Source organism: Paenibacillus peoriae (assembly GCF_022531965.1).
Taxonomy (GTDB): Bacteria; Bacillota; Bacilli; order Paenibacillales; family Paenibacillaceae; genus Paenibacillus; species Paenibacillus polymyxa_D.
On the sequence record NZ_CP092831.1, the window covers coordinates 3,861,493 to 3,880,955 of the forward strand.

General features: G+C 47.0%; 20 protein-coding genes and 1 other annotated feature. Of the genes, 3 read left to right on the top strand and 17 right to left on the bottom strand.

Annotated features, from left to right (window positions below; genetic code table 11):
- Positions 1 to 4: 4 nt before the first annotated feature.
- The 3 genes from MLD56_RS17090 to gpr form a co-directional block, all read right to left on the bottom strand.
- Positions 5 to 520: a hypothetical protein gene (locus tag MLD56_RS17090; protein ID WP_029515363.1), complete on the bottom strand. Its 516-nt coding sequence runs from the start codon at positions 518 to 520 to the stop codon at positions 5 to 7.
- Positions 521 to 548: 28 nt separating this feature from the next.
- Positions 549 to 1,808, bottom strand: coding sequence for a stage II sporulation protein P (locus tag MLD56_RS17095; protein ID WP_029515364.1), 1,260 nt, complete (start codon positions 1,806 to 1,808; stop codon positions 549 to 551).
- Positions 1,809 to 2,030: 222 nt separating this feature from the next.
- Positions 2,031 to 3,032 carry a GPR endopeptidase gene (gpr, locus tag MLD56_RS17100; RefSeq protein WP_029515365.1) on the bottom strand — a complete coding sequence of 334 codons (1,002 nt, stop codon included), beginning with the start codon at positions 3,030 to 3,032 and terminating at the stop codon, positions 2,031 to 2,033.
- Positions 3,033 to 3,230: 198 nt separating this feature from the next.
- Here gpr and rpsT point away from each other — a divergent pair, with 198 nt between their 5' ends.
- Complete coding sequence (gene rpsT, locus MLD56_RS17105; RefSeq protein WP_013311181.1) at positions 3,231 to 3,503, top strand: 30S ribosomal protein S20; 273 nt, start codon at positions 3,231 to 3,233, stop codon at positions 3,501 to 3,503.
- Between the two features lie 143 nt (positions 3,504 to 3,646).
- Here the strand turns inward: rpsT and holA are convergent, their stop codons facing one another.
- The 8 genes from holA to MLD56_RS17145 form a co-directional block, all read right to left on the bottom strand.
- Complete coding sequence (gene holA / locus MLD56_RS17110) at positions 3,647 to 4,678, bottom strand: DNA polymerase III subunit delta (RefSeq protein WP_029515366.1); 1,032 nt, start codon at positions 4,676 to 4,678, stop codon at positions 3,647 to 3,649.
- Positions 4,679 to 4,891: 213 nt separating this feature from the next.
- Entirely contained in the window at positions 4,892 to 6,355 is a 1,464-nt protein-coding gene (locus tag MLD56_RS17115; RefSeq protein WP_029515367.1) for an anti-sigma factor, read from the bottom strand.
- Positions 6,352 to 6,900 (bottom strand): RNA polymerase sigma factor, encoded by a 549-nt coding sequence (locus tag MLD56_RS17120; RefSeq protein ID WP_013311184.1) that lies wholly within the window; start codon positions 6,898 to 6,900, stop codon positions 6,352 to 6,354. The genes MLD56_RS17115 and MLD56_RS17120 overlap by 4 nt, the downstream gene beginning before the upstream one ends.
- A gap of 403 nt (positions 6,901 to 7,303) precedes the next feature.
- Entirely contained in the window at positions 7,304 to 7,516 is a 213-nt protein-coding gene (locus MLD56_RS17125; protein WP_069010454.1) for a hypothetical protein, read from the bottom strand.
- Between the two features lie 126 nt (positions 7,517 to 7,642).
- Positions 7,643 to 10,216, bottom strand: a complete 2,574-nt coding sequence (locus MLD56_RS17130) for a ComEC/Rec2 family competence protein (RefSeq protein WP_241113521.1) — start codon at positions 10,214 to 10,216, stop codon at positions 7,643 to 7,645.
- Entirely contained in the window at positions 10,146 to 10,298 is a 153-nt protein-coding gene (locus MLD56_RS17135; protein WP_238794850.1) for a hypothetical protein, read from the bottom strand. The genes MLD56_RS17130 and MLD56_RS17135 overlap by 71 nt, the downstream gene beginning before the upstream one ends.
- Before the next feature lie 178 nt (positions 10,299 to 10,476).
- Positions 10,477 to 10,995 carry a deoxycytidylate deaminase gene (locus MLD56_RS17140; protein ID WP_069010453.1) on the bottom strand — a complete coding sequence of 173 codons (519 nt, stop codon included), beginning with the start codon at positions 10,993 to 10,995 and terminating at the stop codon, positions 10,477 to 10,479.
- Between the two features lie 89 nt (positions 10,996 to 11,084).
- Positions 11,085 to 11,732 carry a ComEA family DNA-binding protein gene (locus MLD56_RS17145; protein WP_029515370.1) on the bottom strand — a complete coding sequence of 216 codons (648 nt, stop codon included), beginning with the start codon at positions 11,730 to 11,732 and terminating at the stop codon, positions 11,085 to 11,087.
- A 294-nt stretch (positions 11,733 to 12,026) separates the two neighbouring features.
- On the opposite strand from MLD56_RS17145, the gene comER reads away from it, so the two are divergent.
- Positions 12,027 to 12,872, top strand: coding sequence for a late competence protein ComER (comER, locus tag MLD56_RS17150; RefSeq protein WP_241113377.1), 846 nt, complete (start codon positions 12,027 to 12,029; stop codon positions 12,870 to 12,872).
- Here comER and leuS read toward each other — a convergent pair.
- Positions 12,853 to 15,291 (bottom strand): leucine--tRNA ligase, encoded by a 2,439-nt coding sequence (leuS, locus tag MLD56_RS17155; protein ID WP_029515372.1) that lies wholly within the window; start codon positions 15,289 to 15,291, stop codon positions 12,853 to 12,855. The genes comER and leuS overlap by 20 nt on opposite strands.
- A gap of 61 nt (positions 15,292 to 15,352) precedes the next feature.
- Positions 15,353 to 15,610: a binding site (T-box leader), on the bottom strand.
- A gap of 184 nt (positions 15,611 to 15,794) precedes the next feature.
- On the opposite strand from leuS, the gene MLD56_RS17160 reads away from it, so the two are divergent.
- Positions 15,795 to 16,184 (top strand): tautomerase family protein, encoded by a 390-nt coding sequence (locus MLD56_RS17160; protein WP_029515373.1) that lies wholly within the window; start codon positions 15,795 to 15,797, stop codon positions 16,182 to 16,184.
- A 72-nt stretch (positions 16,185 to 16,256) separates the two neighbouring features.
- Here MLD56_RS17160 and MLD56_RS17165 read toward each other — a convergent pair whose 3' ends face one another.
- From MLD56_RS17165 to nadD, 5 genes are read right to left on the bottom strand one after another with little or no spacing between them, the layout of a single operon-like run.
- Complete coding sequence (locus MLD56_RS17165) at positions 16,257 to 17,030, bottom strand: class I SAM-dependent DNA methyltransferase (RefSeq protein ID WP_029515374.1); 774 nt, start codon at positions 17,028 to 17,030, stop codon at positions 16,257 to 16,259.
- Between the two features lie 3 nt (positions 17,031 to 17,033).
- Entirely contained in the window at positions 17,034 to 17,942 is a 909-nt protein-coding gene (locus tag MLD56_RS17170) for a CvfB family protein (protein ID WP_029515375.1), read from the bottom strand.
- Positions 17,939 to 18,286 (bottom strand): ribosome silencing factor, encoded by a 348-nt coding sequence (gene rsfS / locus MLD56_RS17175; RefSeq protein ID WP_013311194.1) that lies wholly within the window; start codon positions 18,284 to 18,286, stop codon positions 17,939 to 17,941. Before rsfS ends, MLD56_RS17170 begins: the two co-directional genes overlap by 4 nt.
- Positions 18,283 to 18,879, bottom strand: coding sequence for a bis(5'-nucleosyl)-tetraphosphatase (symmetrical) YqeK (gene yqeK, locus MLD56_RS17180; protein WP_029515376.1), 597 nt, complete (start codon positions 18,877 to 18,879; stop codon positions 18,283 to 18,285). The genes rsfS and yqeK overlap by 4 nt, the downstream gene beginning before the upstream one ends.
- Positions 18,863 to 19,453, bottom strand: a complete 591-nt coding sequence (gene nadD / locus MLD56_RS17185; RefSeq protein ID WP_029515377.1) for a nicotinate-nucleotide adenylyltransferase — start codon at positions 19,451 to 19,453, stop codon at positions 18,863 to 18,865. The genes yqeK and nadD overlap by 17 nt, the downstream gene beginning before the upstream one ends.
- Positions 19,454 to 19,463 lie beyond the last annotated feature (10 nt).

Consider the following 19,463-nt stretch of genomic DNA (forward strand, 5'->3'; position numbering starts at 1 on the left):
ATTTCTATTCTGTTACTCCATCAAATACAGATACGACCCATCGAATGCCCTGTCTCGACAGGTTTTGAAGCAACCCAGCTGTTTTGTCCGCCATAGTATCCACCGAGGCTTGCTGTCCCTTGACGGCTAGCAGTTCACGCGGTGTCTCCAGACCCTGAGTATTGACATGTTGCGCAGTCGTCGAATACCATCTGGATGCTCCGAGCTGCGTCTGTTCCTCATTTTCTTCCCTTCCACCAGCTTCATTTATACCCGCTTCCGTTTTCGGCTCAACCTTAACTTCTCCACTTGTGCTATACGTACCGCTATATGCACGAGTGTTAGCTGCGGGTGTGTCCTCAATAATCGTCTGTTCATATCCAACTTTCTGTTGATTTACCGATTGAATCGTATTCCCTCCGTTCCATTCCGGCCCATACACTGAACGCAGACCAGATCCTGCCAGTTGCATACCAAGAAGAATACCTGCCCCCATAAGCAGTACAAATCCAAGTGCTTTCTTACGAAAATGTCCAGACATTACCTTCCCCCCCTTACTGCTACCTCATTTAATTATCGCTGTTGCTCTTTTTTGTATCCGATACATTAGTGCCCGCTTTCTGAGCTTTCTGATCTTCCCAATACACTTCACCGATCATGTCCGCCAAAACGTCCGAGGTCCGTTTCAACTCCTCCTCGGTGTTATCAATACCCCCGATTTCAATTAAAATGCTATGCGAAGACAAGCTTTGATTGTATTCACCGTTGTTGCCTTTGCCACCATCTTTCCCCCATACACCACGTGATACGCCATGATACGATTTTTCCAGCTTTTCATGAATACGAGCAGCAAAAGCTTCATTTTCGCGCCAATTTTTGTTGTCATGTCCGATAATAAAATACACCTTGGCATAAGAAAGTCCATTAATGGTTGCTGTTGTTTTTCCATGACGTTGTGAATCCCGATGGATATCAAGCAAATAAGTTAAACCTTTATTTCCTGCTAAAGCTTCCTTGACTGTTTCGCGTGAATATTTATAGGAATAGTTCCAATTGTAATTTTGAACTGTAGTAGCATAATCCTTGTTTACATGCAGTGTGGATATCCCCTGCTTTTCCAGCCTCTTCTTTACAAAGTCCCCTACCCTTGACACATTGGCCGATTTAGAACCTGAATTGGGATTGGAACTGGTTTTGCTAAGTAGTGGGTTATATGCTTCTCTGGGATGAGAATGGTAGATTAATATGCGCTTGTCCCCTTTGGCCGTATCACCTGGATGATCCTCACGTACCGGATCTGTTTCCGGTGTTGTCGGAATATTCGGCGTATTAGTCGGTGGGTTCTCAGATGCATCTGAGCCACCAGGAGCATCCGTCGTTCCCTGATCGGGCTGATAATCCGTAGGACCCTCTACCTTGATGTTCCCCGAACCCTTGCGCAGCAAGACAGGTGCTCCTGCAGACATGCCAGGAATCTCACGAGAAATGAGACTTTTGGGATCCTGCGGATTAATGCCTGTAAGCATCTGAAATACAAAAGGCGACCATTGTTCACCCGACAACGAAGATTGCTGCTTCTTTTGTGCCAAATGAGGTACTTCCATACCTAGCATATCCGCAAAAAAACCGCTGGACACCGAGCCTGCCAATCCTTTCATCGAAGAAACAGGAGATGTTTGTAGACGATTTTCTGCCAATCCCCCTAGCCCCAAAATGACAAATAAAAGCGCCGAGCCCATGATCAGCAGCACAAGCGTATGTCCCATCGCCAAAATTTCGATCCCTTTTCTTCTCCATCTTCCGACGTTCCAGGTCTGAATTTTTTTCATGTGAGCCTTGTCCTCCTTCGTCCCGTCGAAACCCGCTTTATATTTGGAACATAGGGTTCCTATCTGCTGCGGAAATCTCTTATATTTCAACTCTATGAACGGAGAACAATTACTAGAACACAAAAAATCTCTACCACAGGTATATCACCTCCCTTTTTGAAAGAGATTAGATTCCTGTTAAATAGAGACTTTTGTGTGAAATACGATTTTATCAACCCTTGATTAATGCGTATATGCGGCGACATTGCCAGGATCCACAGCTTCGTGCAGAGCAGCGTTCAATCCAGTAGCAATGATGTTCGCGATATCTTCAATAAATTCATCGATTTCTTTAGGAGTCACAATCAGATCATGTCCCAGCGGTTGCAGTACCTCTCTCACCAGCCCAAGTCTCTCAGGTTCTGAAATATCGTCCAGCATCCCCAGGATTGCTTTTGTAGAAGCCTTTTCTTTGGTAAAATGTGTTTTCATCAGTTCAATTACGTTATTGACAATGGTCGAAGCGTAGCATACCGTTGGAACGCCGATAGCGATACACGGAACACCCATAATATCCTTGGTGATACCGCGCCGCTTGTTGCCAATACCTGAACCCGGATGTATCCCGATATCGGCCACCTGAATGGTCGTATTGACACGCTCCAGTGAACGTGACGCCAGTGCGTCAATGGCAATAATCAGTTCTGGCTTTGTGCGATCCACGATGCCTTGAACGATTTCACTGGACTCAATCCCCGTAATACCCAGGACGCCCGGCGCAATTGCGCTCACATCCCGATAGCCCGGGTTGATTTGATCAGGTGTCAGTTCAAAAAATTGACGAGTCACCATCAAATTCTCAACGACAAGCGGACCCAGTGAATCGGGAGTGACGTTCCAGTTGCCCAGACCTACCACCAGTACCTTTGCCGTATTAGAAATCCCTATTTTTTGTATAAAATGCTCCATTTCTTTTGCAAATGCAATAGCTACACGTTGCTGGAGCCCCGTATCGCCTTCACGCAAGCCGGGTACTTCCAGTGTGACGTAATGCCCTTGTACCCGCCCAATACGGTTGGCTCCTTCTTCATTCAGTACATCCAGCCGTGTGATTTTGATTCCGTCATCTTCCTCCACGTTCTCACTGATGCCCGCCAGAGGTACAGGCTGATCCCGTTCGGCCAATTCTCTTGCCTCTAATGCCAAATCCGTGCGTACCGCGTACTTCTGCAAATCCAGATCCATCTTTTGAGCCTCCTTGGATGCCATCTTTGACTATAGTGTGCGAGACACCCAACAGGTTTATGCACATCCATTTTCATCCTGTAATTCGCATCGCCTCAGAATGTTTTCTTATTGCAATTTGAGGTGTGGCATGCTAAAATATTTTAAGTTGTGAAACGTTTGTGTTCATAAGTAATGCCTTTACAGGAGGTGAATGTAATGCCAAACATCAAATCCGCTATCAAACGCGTTAAAACTAGCGACAAACGCCGTGCGTTGAACGCTTCCCAAAAATCCGCGCTTCGTACAGCAGTAAAAGCTGCCGATACAGCGTTGGTAGGTAACGAAGCTGAAACTGCTGCTGCTGCTTTCAAAGTAGCTTCCCAAAAGCTGGACAAGGCTGTAACTAAAGGTCTGATCCACAAAAATGCAGCTGCTCGCAAGAAATCTCGCTTGGCGAAAAAACTTAACGCTCTTACAGCTCAAGCGTAAGCAAGAGCTACTTTCATACGTTAATGAAAAAAACCTGACCAGCCTTGGCTGATCAGGTTTTTTTAGTTTATAACTTTTATTTGTTTACAGCATCAGCGTTCTGCGCTACATAAGCTGACTCTATTAGCAGCACATGAGTGGAATTAGATCGAAGCCCCCGCACCCATTTTCATCAAAAACAGCTCCAATCCCAGTACCTTGTCAACGACACCTGTTTTCATATGATAATCCAGCTCGCCCAATTCGTAGAGAAGCTGACGTAGCTGCTCAGGGCGAAACCTCCGCGCTTGGTCCCCTGCAACTTTCACCCCATAAGGATGCAAACTAAGCTGACTCGCAATTTGTTGCTGGGAATAGCTTTGACCTGCCAGCTCTTTGACCTGCAACATAATACGGAACTGTCGCGTGATCAAAGCGGCAATCTTGATCGGTTCCTCTTTTTGCTTAAGCAACTCATAAAAAATACTGAGCGCCTTATCTAGCCGCAAATTAGCCAGATCCTCAACCATCGCAAATACGTTTTGCTCTGTGTTACGAGGCACCAGAGATTCTATATCAGCGGATGAGATCGTTCCCTGTGCTCCTGCGTACAAGCAGAGCTTGTCTATCTCGGCAGCCAAAGATTGTAGTCCGGTACCTGTGAATTGAATGAGGCTTTCAGCAGCTCCTGCAGCCAATTGCACTTCTCTTTCTCCTGCACGCTTATGGATCCAAGCCACAAGATCATCTCCACCCATTGGAGCAAAGGCAATAACCGAAGCATCACTTTTTAGCTTTTTGACAATCTTTTTCCGTTCATCCAACTTTTCAGCCTGAACCGTAAAAACGATGACGCTATAGTCAGTCGGGTTATCCATATAAGTCAACAGCGTCTCAAGCCGGTGCTCTATCTTACCGCTATCTTTGCCTGCTGCAAATACACTGGTATCCCGTACAATAATCAGCTTCTTTGGCACAAGAAAAGGCGCTGTTTCCGCCTCCTCCACGACCACCTCAATTGGCGTTTCGGTTAAATCATAAGGAATGATGGCGAAGTCACGATGCTCCTCTTCCACCACTTTCTCTTTAAGCATCTCAACAAACTGCTTCATTTGGTATTTTTCACTACCGTATAGCAAATACACTGGCGAAATGTCACCTTTGCGAATAGCCTTAGAGGCTGTTTTTACATCCATTTTCCGTTCCCCCCACCCACTGATCGTACCTGACATCCGAGCGGAAGGCAAGTCATGACACAAACGAAGGGACCCTACCTATAGGCAGGATCCCTTCACCACCATCTATATCAACACGGCAGCAGAAAGCTCTAGAAACTTTCGGCCGTCGGGATACGACGTCGGTTCATATAGTTTATTCCCTGTTTTTAAAAGTGTGTCAACTTACGGAAACTATTTTCCAGTGCTGCGCGGAACGGTGTACGTATATTTACTTGCAGTCCCATCCTGCTCCGTCTCATACATAAAGGTCTGGCTGTCTTCCGACCAGCTTCCTTTGACCCAGGCACCTTTTAGAGTACGGACTTCCAGTGTTGTTCGGTCTACACCGTTATCGGAAAGCTTATACACTTTCAGCTTTTTGCCCTCAATAGCCACCGCATAGCTACCATCAGGCGAGTTGAGCTGATCTGTAGAGGCAGATTGGGCACTATAGTTGGAAGCATTATTGTTGTCCGGAGAGACCAGTGAATTAGATACAAAGCCTTCTTTACGAACCGGGTCTTGTGACACGGATGATTGCTGATCATTAGAAGCTGCATTGCTGCTATCCGTTCCCAAGGCATTGCCCGAATCCTTGGTGATGCTTCTGGAAGTCGCTTCTTTCGACGTTTCATTTGACGCAATTCGATCCTGTACCTTCAAATCCTGACTAAGCGACGAGGATGAATCATTCGTACTTGTGTTACCATTATTATCGTCCTGAGCAGTACCCGTACCCGCTAAGGGTGCTTTTTCCATTTTCGGTTCCAACTGTTCATCAGGAGCAATCGTGGATTGATCAGATTTTTCCTGACTTAGCTGTTTGTCCTCAGATTTAGGAGCATCTCCAGCAGACGGATTTTCCTTTGTCACCTGACGATCCGTACGTAGCTGTCCCTGCCCTTCATCCTGACGAGAAGAATGTTCGGCTGGTGCAGACTTAGTCAAATCTTCCTCCCCAGCTCGCTGATCGTCACGTTTCCCAGCATCCCGTTTGGAAGAGTTCTTTTCATCGTCTGTATTGGTTGCACCTTGTTTGCTCAGGCCAGGATCTTTATCCGCAGGTGGCTGAGATGCATCCGTTTCTTGCCCCTGCTCCGACGGCTGCTTTGTAGAATCCGAACCAATGGCTGCATCATGTCCTCCACTGCCATTGGCTGTACCTGGAAAAGTTTCCGTCTGATTCTGCGGATTCGTCACTTCGGGCGACTGGGTAGTAAGTATGCCTTCCGCATCTTGTACTGTTTTAGGCTCGAAGTTAAATACTACAATCCCCAGTACAACAGCAGCGGCAGCCACGCCCATAGCAGCGCGCCCAGCCATTCGATTCCACCAAGGTATAGGCTGGGTACGTTGTCTAGGCACTGGTCCAGGCTCTACAGCCACAGGCTGCATTTCCTGAAGCGCACTTCCCTGCTCTTCACGTGCGCGGTCAATGGCATCAAGCTGAGGCATGATGGAATCCACCAGGCTGAACGCCGGGGAAACCGCAGGCAATTCCTCCAGCTCGCGAGAGAGTGTCTGAAGAATAAGAAATTTTTCCGCACAGTCCGGGCAAGTCGCAATATGGTTCATTAATTGGGACGTCTCTTCTTCGCCCAGCTCATGATCCACATAACGCTGCATCCAATCCATCACCTCTTCCCCACACTTCATCCTGATACACCACCTTTCTGATATTCCTGAAGTAGCCCTTGCAATTGCTGTCTTGCACGATACAAGTATGACTTGACCGTATTTAGCGGCAAATCCAGAGAATCTGCAATCTCGTTATAGGAGAAATCCTGCAAATATCTTAAGACAATTACCGTCCGGTGGTGCTCCGGAAGCTGTTGTATAGCCTCACGAACATCCTGTGCCATGTAAGAGGTCAACACCTCGACCTCCACATTTTGGGGATCGTTGAATATCATGTCGTGCTCGTCAATGGAAACCGAGGGCTTCGTTCTTCTGAATTTGTCGATGCATATATTCGTTACAATGCGTTGGACCCAGGTTTTAAACTGCGCTTTTTCCTCATAAGAGTTAATTTTGGAATAGATCCGTATGAGGGCTTCTTGTGAAGCATCCATGGCGTCCTGCTCATTGTTTAGAATGTAATATGCCGTACGGTACACATGCTGTTCTATCTCTCTTAATAGGGTAATGAGAGCGTCGCGATCGCCCGATTGAGCGGCTCGAATGAGTCCCTGCTCTACCACAAAGGATCCCCCTCTCCCTGCAATATTACAGACGTATCCCTTTTACAAATTGTTGCAGGATAGACGTCTGACACTAATTTTATTTTTTCAACAAAAAAAATTATACCAAAAAGCCCAGAATCCCCAGCGTATCCTCCCTTAGAATAACAGAAAAAGGGAAGGTAGTCACCTTCCCTTAGCTCCTACTACATCTAAATGCTAGCCTATCGAGCTGCAAGATCATATTGTTACTTCTTGGAAATCAAAAAATCCGATATGCATTCTAATTGATAAGTCAGAGCAATCGGATCTTGAAAATAAAAATCTTCGATTGAGTATTGATATACTTTACCTGATTTAACGGCAGAAAGGTTCTTCACACGCTTTTAGATAAAATATCTTTTCCTTGGCTGCTCCATCACCTCTAATACCCAACATTAAATAAGAAGAGTAATTGTACCTTTATCACTTTCATATGTACGCGTGGCAGCTTCATCTCCAGTTGATGTGGTCTTGGCAGCAGCCGATTGACCGCTTTCCGTTGCAGTCTCACCCCCACTTGTAGCATTGCGCTCAATACCAGCATTAACGAAATGATGAACAAACAAGCTGAAGCTCTAAATTTAAAATAACTCACAATATTTCCCCTATTAATAATGATTCTCATTTTCATAACTCATTTGATTCTATCAAAGCTTACAGCTACTGTCCATGTAGATTGGATTCAAAGCAAACAACACACTCCTAAGAGTGAGCACCCGTTTTAGTGTGTTGTTGTATTCGTATCTGTTTTGTACTGTTTGCGTTGGTACCGCACACTCAGTTTTCCTTGCTGTGCTCGAATCTGTATCTCTCCCATCGTATCGGTTCGATATATAGCAGAATCAACTGCTGACAAACGTTCCAATACCGCTTCATTCGGATGTCCGTAAGTATTGGTCGCACCGACCGAAATGACAGATACTCTCGGTCGCCAGTAGGATAACCACTCTTCCGAGGTAGAATACTTGCTGCCGTGATGTGCTATTTTCATGACATCTATAGCATTCCTTGCCCCTCCCGTTGCTCCCTCATCTTTCAAACGGAATGAAGAAGGGGTTAATTCAGCAAGCAACAATGACTCTGCTGCATCATCCATATCTCCTGTGAACAAAAAGGAGGCTCCCTCCATCTCCAATATCATGGCAACAGAGTAATGATTTTGTTCCTTCATAACAGGCAGCTGTTCAGATTCGTTATCCGGTAGCGTAAACGGATAGAGAAAGCGGATTTTCGTAGCCTGGTCTGGTTCCCATTCCATGCTATGATGTGCCCCGTACAGCTTGATCTGCTTATCTAAAGCCGTGTTCAACAGCTTACGGAATGGAGCTTTATCTGTCAGGGTACCATTAAAAAACAAGGTAGATACGGGAATCTGGTCAAGCACAGCTTGTAATCCTCCGGCATGATCATGATCTCCGTGTGTTAAAATGACAGCATCTAGTCGATGCACACCTCGTTGCTTTAGTAAGGGTACAAGCGTATCTTTACCTACCTCGTAGGGATCTGCACGCTTGCGCCAAGCATTTTTCCCTGTTGCAAAGTCCATTGTCCCCCCGCCATCAACCAAGATATGTTTCCCGCCCGGCGTTGTGATTAAAATGCTGTCACCTTGGCCCACATCCAGATATTGAACAATTCCCGTATTCCCCTCACCAGGAGATTGGTAACCTGTATACAATATTCCAAGCCAAGCAATAACACTTAGAGCCAGTGCCAAATTACGATAACCATTCCACTGTCGACGCGCAAATCTCCCTGCTCCCTCAGGTTCAAGAGCCGTATGCACTATAGCCGCCCACTCTGAAGAAGCTGCTAATCCTGTATAGATAGTTGATGAATTGGGAGTAGAGTCCAAGACGGTAATGTCGTTCGTTTTTCTGCGGGATGTCAGCCACGTTGTGAGCCAGTACAAAACACTGTACAAAGCTACGTAATACGCTATGACCCACAGAATGGAGGAAGACGGCCAATTACTCACATAAGCATCATCCACATTCAGCCATTTTACTAGTAAAAAAGTCAAATCGTTCAATTGCTCTGCCGGCCAAGCAAAAATGCGAGCCCCATCCCCCCACAAAAAGGCAACTCCCATCGCCACCGTACCCAATGGAAGGACGATATATGTAATAAGGGGTACAAGCACAAAATTGGCCGCAAATGATAGCAGCGAAAATTGATTAAAGTAGAATACCGTCATTGGAAACGAAACAAGCTGTGCCGTAATTGTAATCGCAACTTCACCGCCGATCAGGAAAGGCCATTTGGCGAAAAACGGCTTCATAAGCGGCATATAAATGAGCAACCCACCTGTCACCAAAAAGGAAAGCTGAAAGCTGACGCTAAGTAGATAATATGGATTCCAAATCAGCATGAGCAGCGCGGATATACTTAGAATATTAAGTCCGTCTTTGAGCAACCCTCGTCGGGCTGCAAACAAGCCGATCATCGCCATAATTCCTGCCCTCACAACAGAGGCAGAAGCACCAGTCAGCAGGACATAAGCCGGAATGAGTATCATCACGACCGTAAGAGATGTCTCGCGGCTAACTCGTAACAGCCTGAGTAGATATAATAGTGTAGCTGCATATACCGCCACATGCATGCCCGATATTGCTAAAATATGCGTTAAACCAAGCTGCGTAAACTCGTTATAGGTTGCTGGGTCCAACTCATCTGTTACCCCAAGTACCAGTCCTTTCATATATCCTGCGTGATGAAGCGATGTAAATGCCAGTTCCATTCTCTGTCCTAGCTGCTCCCTAAGCTGGTCATTCCACCTGAACAAAGTGTAGCGGTTCCATAGTGAAGCATCCTGCTTCTGTAACGAGGCTGCCCCATCGCCTTTGAAAAACCAGTGGATTTCCTGTGTGTGCAGGTATTCACTGTAATCAAAGCCACCAAAGTTCCCCGCTTTTGCAGGAGCCTTTAAGGTGCCACGCAGTAGGATCGCATCTCCACGTTGCCATGCTGCCGCAAGTTGCTGTTCCTGCTTGGCAGCCAACTTGATATGAACAATGACCTGTTCAGAAATTGGTGCACGATTCTCGTCCTTGTTCGAATGATTTCCGAAGTGATTGATTGAAGTAACTCTCATCTCAAACTGTGTTCGATCACCATCTACCTGCACTTCAGAAGCGATAAACCCTGCTGCTTGAACAGGCATGTCTTCCACCATAGATGACGATACATGAAGAGCATCGGGAATACTGCTAACATTATGCATATCATGCCAAAACCAATGAAATCCACCTCCGCTGAATACAAGCCAAAGTAACACCATATGCCGGATGGGGATTTTCATCAATAAAGCTATAAGCGGAAAGATCAGAGTAATCCCCGCCCAGAGTAACAAAAGCATACGTCCAGAATACAGACATGCTCCTGCACTTCCTGTAATCCAACAAACAGTAAGGGTCAATATAGGTCTAGTTAACACAAGCTTAGCTTGAATACGATCACCTTCCGGTAGCAAACATTGCTTTCTGTTTAAAAACACAAAACAAAAAGAACCTCTGACAAAATAGCATTCGTCAGAGGTTCTTCCTCGTTTACTTTTTAATTCATAACATCCATCAGCGTTTCTTTTGGTGGATGATAGGTCTTCAGCATGCGAAAAGCGATGCCCTTTTCCTCCATCATAGCACGAACCTTGTCGGCATCTTTGGGATAAGGTCGGTGGTATACAATCTCCACAATACCGCTGTTCGCCAACATATTGGCACACGTCCAGCATGGCTGGTCGGTGACATATACTGAAGAGCCTTCACGATCAATTCGGTCAGTAAACAGCAGCAGGTTCTGCTCTGCATGAATAGTGCGAATACAACGCTGCTTTTTAACCATTTCCTCGTGCCCATCACGGTGAACGACCTCATACTCCTCTGAAATCATACAACCTGCCTCTGAACAGTCAGGCACCCCCGATGGTGCTCCATTATAGGCCGTCCCCAAGAGCTTTTTACCTTGTACAAGTACGGCTCCAACATGACGCCGCGCGCAGCGCGAACGGGTGGATACCATATAAGCGATATCCATGAAGTAGGTGTCCCAGTCCTTGCGTACATCTGCACTCATTTCCATCTCTCCCGTATAAACAAGTTAAAACGTAAACCATATCCGCTACCGCCGTTCTCAGGGTATAAACATTGTAATTATTACATAAGTTACAAGCTGACATACGGCTTCATTTTCGCCAACATTTTAGCTCCGATTCCTTTTACATGATCCAAATCATTCACACGTTTGAACGCCCCGTGCTGATTGCGGTAGTTCAAAATAGCCTCGGCTTTCTTAGACCCAACCCCTGGTAGCTCCATTAACTCGGCAGCAGTCGCCGTGTTGATGTTTACCTTTTTTCCGCCGGAAACGGGTGTAGTAACCGAATCACTTACCGTATTGGTCCTACTCGTCGTTGCACCACTCGAACTGACAATACCTGTGTCTGAGGTCGGATCCGCAACACCTGACTGCTTTACGGCACTCGAATTTCCCGCAATAGAGTTTCCGCTCACAGCAGCAGATACACCAGTAGATATCTGCACAGTATCACTTTTCACTTTGTAAGCGGCTTCGGCATTCCTACTGCGCTCAGCTTTGTCTGAAGGTTCTTTTACAGCAGGCTTTTCCTGGGCATAGTCACTGCTGCGCTGCGACTCATTTGGCTCTGAATCCATCGCCACAGCCTGCTCCACCTTATGGTTAAGTAAAGTCCACTCTTCTTGCGACTCAGAACGCTGTCCTCCGGCAAATAAAATAAGTCCACTGCCGATTACAGCAAGCGTTATCGCTGTTCCTGTCCATACGCGTTTCATTTCCGTATCGTCCCCTACTCCACATGGATTCGAGAAATTGAGCCGACTGAAAACACCGCCTCTATCAAACAGAGCAAGTCTGTCCAATTCCCGTTTAGCCGGAGGGTGTAAACAACCTCCATACGGTCTCGCTGTGAGCATTTTTACAATAAAGTGGTACGACCCCGGGCACGATCTAACATGCTCAGACATAAAATTCGTCATGTCGGCCAAGACCAGGCGCATACACTAAGAAGAATGACAGCTGACAGCACAGCGTCTATACCGCAAAGTATGAAAGGAGGACGTTGAACAATGAAAGTTGGATTTATCGGGACTGGCAGCATGGGAAGTCTGCTAATTCAGTCTTTTATTCATTCTAACGCACTCAAGCCGCAGCAAATATCAGCAAGTAATCGAACGCATTCCAAGGTAACCGAGCTAGCCCGTCGTTATCCAGGTTTGCATGCAGTCCAAAGCAACCGTGAAACGGCAGCGGAAAGCGATGTTCTGTTTATCTGTGTGAAGCCGCTGGAATCAAAAGCCGTAACGGATGAAATACGCAACGTCATTACAGAAGAGCAAATCGTCGTATCTATCACAAGCCCGGTGCAGATTCGTATTTTAGAGCATGCACTGAAAGCTAAAGTGTCCAAAATTATCCCCAGTATCACCCACCAAGTAGGCAGCGGAGCCTCACTATGCATCCATGGAAGCCGGATTACAGAGGAGGACCGCTTCCTTCTGGAAGAGCTTATGTCCCACATCAGCAGGCCGATTCGGGTTAAAGAATCTTATACTCGGATCACGTCGGATTTTTCGAGTTGTGGTCCTGCTTTCTTGGCCTTTTTTATGGACCAGTGGATTCAAGCCGCAGTTCAAGCTACAGGTATGGACCGTACGGAGCTATGCGCACTGGCCGGTGAAATGATCATCGGCACTGGAAAGCTGCTCACGGAAGGCGGGATGACACCAGCCGAGTTACAGACCAGAGTAGCGGTTCCCGGAGGTATTACCGCCGAAGCTCTCGCACTGTTGGACATCAGCCTGCATAGTGTCTTTCCCGAGCTGATACAGGTAACGCACAACAAATATGAAGAGGACATGCAAAAGATAGATGTCTCCTTCGGCTTAAAGCCAATTAACCGGCAACAATATTAACCAGCTTACCTGGAACAGCAATTACCTTGCGGATCGTTTTGCCGGCCAGTGCCTGCTGAACATTGTCCAACGACACAGCGAATGCTTCCATCGCTTTAGCATCAAGATCCTTGGCAATCGTTGCACGCTGCACAATTTTACCATTCACTTGCACAACAATTTCCACTTCGGCGTCCACCGTCCATGCTTCATCATAAGCAGGCCAAGCCGCGTAGGTAATGCTATCATTGTGCCCCAGCAGCTGCCACAATTCCTCGGCCAGATGGGGTGCAAGCGGCGACAGCATTTGCACGAAGTTTTCCATTGCTGCACGCGGCAGAAGGTCTGCTTTATATGCATCGTTGGTGAAGATCATCAGCTGGCTGATCGCTGTATTGAAGCGCAGTGCATCCAGATCTTCGGTTACTTTTTTCAGCGTTTTATGCCAAGTACGATTGAACTCATCGCTACCGCCGTCATTTGTAATTTTATCGTTCAGGCTACCATCCTCGGAAACAAACAGGCGCCATACGCGGGACAGAAAACGATGCGCTCCCTCTACCCCATTCTCATTCCATGGCTTGGTCGCTTCCAGCGGCCCCATAAACATCTCATAAATACGCAGCGTATCGGCGCCAAACGTATTGACAATATCATCAGGATTAATGACATTACCGCGTGATTTACTCATTTTTTCATTGTTGTTGCCCAAAATCATACCCTGGTTGACCAGCTTATAAAAAGGCTCTTTCGTTTCCACTACGCCGATATCATACAATACCTTATGCCAGAAACGGGCATACAGCAAGTGAAGAACCGCATGTTCAGCTCCGCCAATATACAAATCAACAGGCATCCATTCACGTTGTTTCTCTTTGGATACAAGCTCTTTGTTATTTTTCGGATCAATAAAGCGCAGGTAATACCAGCAACTTCCTGCCCATTGTGGCATTGTATTCGTCTCGCGACGTGCTTTCATACCTGTCTCAGGATCAATGGTTTCCACCCAATCTGTTGCGTTCGCCAGCGGGGATTCACCTGTACCTGAAGGCTTAATATTGTCCATCTCCGGCAGTACGAGCGGAAGTTGGTCCTCAGGAACCGTTTTGATCGTTCCATCCTCCAGATGAATTACCGGAATCGGCTCGCCCCAATAGCGTTGACGGCTGAACAGCCAGTCACGCAGGCGGTAGGTGACTTTGCCGTGTCCTTTGCCCTCGGCTTCCAGCCATTCAATCATCTTCGGAATCGCTTCCTCGTTGGTAAGTCCATTCAGCGGGCCTGAATTCACGTGCGGTCCATCCTCAGTATATGGCTCATTAGCCACATCTCCACCTTGGACAACCTCAATGATATTCAATCCGAATTGCTTGGCAAATTCCCAGTCACGCGTATCGTGAGCAGGTACAGCCATAATCGCTCCAGTTCCGTAGCCTGCCAGTACATAGTCAGCAATCCAGATCGGCAGCTTTTCGCCGTTCACTGGGTTCACTGCATAAGCTCCTGTGAATACGCCTGTTTTATCCTTGGCCAGATCCGTACGCTCCAGATCGCTTTTACGAGCAGCTTGTTCACGGTACTGTTGTACAGCATCCTTTTGCTCAGGCGTAGTGATAATATCCACCAATTCCTGCTCTGGTGCCAGCACACAGTAGCTTGCGCCGAACAGTGTATCTGGGCGAGTTGTAAATACTGTGAGTTGCTCGTCATAGCCTTCAATCGGAAAACGAACCTCTGCCCCGGTAGACTTACCGATCCAGTTCCGTTGCATATCCTTAATACTCTCAGACCAATCCAGTTCCTCCAGATCATCCAGCAGACGATCCGCGTATTCCGTAATTTTCAGCATCCATTGACGCATTGGTTTACGGACGACCGGATGACCGCCACGCTCACTCTTACCGTCAATAACTTCTTCATTCGCCAGCACCGTTCCCAGCGCTGGGCACCAGTTCACAGGTACTTCAGCTACATATGCAAGGCCGCGCTTGTACAGCTGGATGAAGATCCATTGTGTCCATTTGTAATAATCAGGATCCGTCGTGCTGATTTCACGATCCCAGTCGTAGGAGAAGCCGAGCGATTTGATTTGACGGCGGAAGTTATTTACGTTTTTCACCGTAATTTCGCGTGGGTGCTCCCCTGTATCCAGCGCATGCTGCTCCGCAGGCAGACCGAAGGCGTCCCAACCCATCGGATGCAGTACGTTGTAGCCGCGCATTCTTTTATAACGTGAAACAATATCCGTAGCTGTGTAGCCCTCCGGGTGGCCTACATGCAGGCCGGCTCCAGATGGGTACGGAAACATATCCAAAGCATAAAACTTCGGTTTGCCCGGTTCTTCCCCGGTGCGGAACGTCTTGTTCTCATCCCAATATTTCTGCCATTTTGGTTCAATACTTTGCGGTTGATAGCCGTGCTTCGGCTGTGTGTCTGTCATTGTCTTTTCCTCCTCAAACGGTATGCAACAAAAAAACCTCTGCATCCCGTAGCGTGTCAGCGCTAGGGACGAGAGGTTATATTCCCGTGGTACCACCCTAGTTAGCAGAAAGCGTTCTTCGCGTTCTACTCCCTTTGCACCTGATAACGGAGGTGATCCGATGCGGGTTAATAACAGGATACAAGCACCAGTATAGGGCGTTCCTGCGTTGGACGCATATCTCCGAGGCGAGTTCACTTTGTGCTGTCAACCGGCTTGCACCACCCGCCGGCTCTCTACATGTCCAGACAAAGCTACTATTCCTCATCAGCGATTGTTTAACCGTTAATAATGGCACTATTATATTGAAAACCGCGAAAAAAGTCAAATAAGGACTACCTTTGGTGTTAAGAGCCCTCTCCATACTAAATTTTCATGACACATGCATACGAATGTTTTATAATAATTCCGAGTTAAATCGCTTCAAGCTGAGATGAGTTGAGATAAGAAAGGTGAGCTGAGACATGGCACAAATTAAAATTTACGGAATAAAAGAGACTCTAAATCCAATCAAAAAGCAACTTTCAGAGGTGATTCATTCTGCTGTGGTGGATGCGTTCAAATATCCTCCTGACAAGAGGTTTCATCGTTTTTTTCCTATGGATCAGGAAGATTTTATATATGCCGATGGTCGCTCTGAGGCGTACACCATTATTGAAATCAGTATCTTTGAAGGCAGAACGATAGAAGCTAAGAAGCAACTCATTAGCCTGTTATTCCAAAGAATTAACGATCTTTTGGGTATTTCTCCACAGGATCTTGAGATTACTATATTTGAAACACCCAAACAGAACTGGGGCATTCGGGGTGTACCGGGTGATGAGCTTCAGTTGAACTATAAAGTGAATATATAAGTGCAAAAAGACGCCCTTCATGTCATCATGAAAAGCGTCTTTTTTTTCCCATATTCGTTCAATGAATCTTTGCTATTTTACAGCAACATAAAACAGTCTCGCCGCGTCATCTTCTGCTTCTACCCATTCAAAATCCGCATATACCTTCACATCGCGAAAACCCGCTTTGGACAATTCTGCCTTCATCCAGTCTGGGTCATAGGCACGTTGTACATGTATTTCCTCGAAACGCTGGTATAGATCGCGTCCTTCATGTTCTGCTTTCGCAAAGATACTAAGATGATGCTCAATTTCACAACGGGGAGTGTCCAACGCACATGTCCAGATATATGAGATAGAGCGTTCGTCCAGTACGAAAGGCTGCTCTTCATCATAACGTAAAAACGTCTGGGGATGATGCACATCGAACAAAAAGGTTCCGCCAGGCTTCAGACCAACATGCGTTCTGCGAAAAGTAGAAATGATATCTTCTTCCTCCAACAAGTAATTCAGACAATCGCAAAAAGAAATTACAGAATCCACAGGCTCGGGTAAAATCCATTCTCTCATATCCTGCTGTATCCAGCGAACGCTTCCCTCACGAAACAATCGCTGTCCCTGTGGAGTGGTTTCCATTTTGCGACGGGCTACTGCCAGCATGTCAGAGGATAAGTCGATTCCAGCCACTTCGAACCCTGAGTTAACCAGGGGAATCGTAATTGAACCCGTTCCGCAGCCCAGCTCGGCCACCGTATGCGGCATCCCGTACTGATCCCAAGCCTGCCGTGCAAAGCGCAACCAGTCCGGGTACGGCATGTCCTGCATCAGCTCATCATACACATAGGCAAACTTCCGGTAAGAAGCCATTTTTTATTCCCCATTCCCGTCCTTCGGTTTCGGCATTTTCTCCACCAGGTAGGTCCAGTTTTCCTTTTGTGTAACCATTCCTTCCTTCATCAGCTTGCCCATCGCACGCTTGAAGGCGGATTTACTAATACCAAACCGTTGCTTGATAATATCCGGCGGTGTTGCGTCGGAGTAAGGCATACCGCCGCCCGGACGCTCTTTCAGAAAAGCAATCAATCGATCCGCATCCTCATCACGGCCCACTTCCTTGCGTGGCGACATTGCCAGATTGACCCGACCGTCTTCGCGAACAAGCGTGACCCGTACCTTAACCTCTTCGCCCAAGCGAAGCATCCGGTTGCGTTCTGAGGAGTGAATCATCCCAATCGCGCCAAAACCAAGCACACCTCCGTCCACCAGAACGAATGTGCCCATTTGAAGCGGCTTGTACACAGTCGCCTGCACCCACGTATTCAGCCACGAATCAGGGGCGTGGAAGCACAACGGAGCCAGTTCCTGTTCCCCTGCCAGCTTAGCCCGCAATCTGCCTTGCTTGTCATGCTCCATAATGGCATACACGTAGTCGCCCACCCGAGGATGCAAATCTCGGTTTTCTGGCAACTCACGAATCGGCAGCAAAAGCTGACGACCCAATCCCATCTCCAGGAAACAACCCAAACGCGGATGCACATCGGCCACCTCAAGCTTAGCCATTTCGCCCAACGACAAGAACGGCTTTTTCATGGTTGCGGCCAAACGGTCCTCTGTATCGTGAAAAATAAATACCTCCAACCGTTCACCAACTTCAATTTCACGTGTCAGCTCCGTATAGTGCAGCAGCACATCCTGCTCACCAACAGTGAGAAAGTAGCCGAAAGGAGATACCTCACGATCCACCATAATGGTGACATAAGTACCGGCGATCAAACTCATACCTTTTCCACAACCTTAGCATCCGACCAGAGTCGTTCAATGTTGTAATATTCGCGCTCGTCGCGATGGAAGACATGCACTACGACATCCCCCAAATCCATTAGAACCCAACGGGCGGAATCCATCCCTTCGATTCCTTTGATAGTTACACCTTCATCATGAGCGCGTTTGCGAATTTCTGTTGCAATCGCCTGTACCTGTGTATCCGAATTACCGTGGCAGATGACAAAATAATCAGCTACTAGTGATATTCCCCGCAAATCCAGTGCGACAATATTCATTGCTTTTTTATCATTTGCGGCATCAACCGCTGTTTGCATTAATTGCTCATTAGTTAGGGTCATTCATGAACCTCCGTTTTTCTCTGTTTTAGTTGTTGAATCAAGTCATTGCGCGACAAGACTGTCAGTGGAAAAATAACCTTTTTCTTCTCCAGCAACAATGAAATTGTGGAGTCAAATCCAGCGACAAGGCCCTGCTCCAAACTTTTCTTTGCCTGTTTACGGATATGCTCAACCCCGGGAAAATCCCGTCCCGGTTCGATGTAATCAGCGAGACACACGACTTTGTCCAGCAGGCTCATACCTACGCGTCCTGACGTATGCCAGCGGATCGCATTCCTTATTTCAGAATCATCCACTCCGTAATCTCTTGCTGCAACGCAGTATCCTACCTCTGAATGCCAGAGCTGCTTGTCATGTTCCAAAAGCTCCTGATCACATTCGGGATGACTGCGAATCACCTCTTCCATCTGCTGAACAGGCCAATATTTCGCTACATCATGCAAAATAGCCGCCAGTTCGGCCTTATCCGGATCTACTCCATAACGCTTCGCAAGCTCCACTGAGGTATGCATAACACCTAGTGTGTGCTTCCAGCGTTTTTCAGGCATTTGACCAGATACGGCTTCCATTAATTGCTCACGGCTGTACTTCATACAAACCGCCCCTTGTAATATAGTCATGCACTCGATCAGGCACAAGATAACGGATAGTGCGCCCTTCCGCAGCACGCTCTCGAATATCCGTGGACGAAATGTCCACCACTGGCATATCTGCCAACAGTACCTTATCCTGCAAATAATGTGGCAACTCATCCATTGCAAGCTGGAATCCTGGTCGCCGAACACCAATAAAACAAATTCGCTGCGCCAGTTCCTCAATTCCCTGCCAATGAGGCAAGTAGTTCACCATATCCGCACCAATAATAAAATAAAAATCCACAGCAGAATGCAACTCCTGAAGCTCCTTGATCGTGTCAATGGTATAGGATACTCCCCCGCGAAGCACTTCAATATCCAGCACTTCAAAAGCAGGATGACCCGCCACCGCTTCACTCGTCATCTCCAGACGCTCTTTACCGCTCGCCCCCGCCTGATGCTTGTGCGGAGGAATATGAGAAGGCATAAACCATACTTGATCTAGTCCATAGGCATCTCTTGCCGCTTCTCCAGCCAGCAGATGTCCAATATGAATCGGGTCAAATGTACCACCCATAATACCGATTTTCATAAATTTCTCC

Coding starts and splice junctions, on each gene's coding strand:
- MLD56_RS17090 (WP_029515363.1), bottom strand. CDS start 520: ATGTCTGGACATTTTCGTAAGAAAGCACTTGGATTTGTACTGCTTATG.
- MLD56_RS17095 (WP_029515364.1), bottom strand. CDS start 1,808: ATGAAAAAAATTCAGACCTGGAACGTCGGAAGATGGAGAAGAAAAGGG.
- gpr (WP_029515365.1), bottom strand. CDS start 3,032: ATGGATCTGGATTTGCAGAAGTACGCGGTACGCACGGATTTGGCATTA.
- rpsT (WP_013311181.1), top strand. CDS start 3,231: ATGCCAAACATCAAATCCGCTATCAAACGCGTTAAAACTAGCGACAAA.
- holA (WP_029515366.1), bottom strand. CDS start 4,678: ATGGATGTAAAAACAGCCTCTAAGGCTATTCGCAAAGGTGACATTTCG.
- MLD56_RS17115 (WP_029515367.1), bottom strand. CDS start 6,355: ATGAAGTGTGGGGAAGAGGTGATGGATTGGATGCAGCGTTATGTGGAT.
- MLD56_RS17135 (WP_238794850.1), bottom strand. CDS start 10,298: ATGTCTGTATTCTGGACGTATGCTTTTGTTACTCTGGGCGGGGATTAC.
- MLD56_RS17140 (WP_069010453.1), bottom strand. CDS start 10,995: ATGAGTGCAGATGTACGCAAGGACTGGGACACCTACTTCATGGATATC.
- MLD56_RS17145 (WP_029515370.1), bottom strand. CDS start 11,732: ATGAAACGCGTATGGACAGGAACAGCGATAACGCTTGCTGTAATCGGC.
- comER (WP_241113377.1), top strand. CDS start 12,027: ATGAAAGTTGGATTTATCGGGACTGGCAGCATGGGAAGTCTGCTAATT.
- leuS (WP_029515372.1), bottom strand. CDS start 15,291: ATGACAGACACACAGCCGAAGCACGGCTATCAACCGCAAAGTATTGAA.
- MLD56_RS17160 (WP_029515373.1), top strand. CDS start 15,795: ATGGCACAAATTAAAATTTACGGAATAAAAGAGACTCTAAATCCAATC.
- MLD56_RS17165 (WP_029515374.1), bottom strand. CDS start 17,030: ATGGCTTCTTACCGGAAGTTTGCCTATGTGTATGATGAGCTGATGCAG.
- MLD56_RS17170 (WP_029515375.1), bottom strand. CDS start 17,942: ATGAGTTTGATCGCCGGTACTTATGTCACCATTATGGTGGATCGTGAG.
- rsfS (WP_013311194.1), bottom strand. CDS start 18,286: ATGACCCTAACTAATGAGCAATTAATGCAAACAGCGGTTGATGCCGCA.
- yqeK (WP_029515376.1), bottom strand. CDS start 18,879: ATGAAGTACAGCCGTGAGCAATTAATGGAAGCCGTATCTGGTCAAATG.
- nadD (WP_029515377.1), bottom strand. CDS start 19,453: ATGAAAATCGGTATTATGGGTGGTACATTTGACCCGATTCATATTGGA.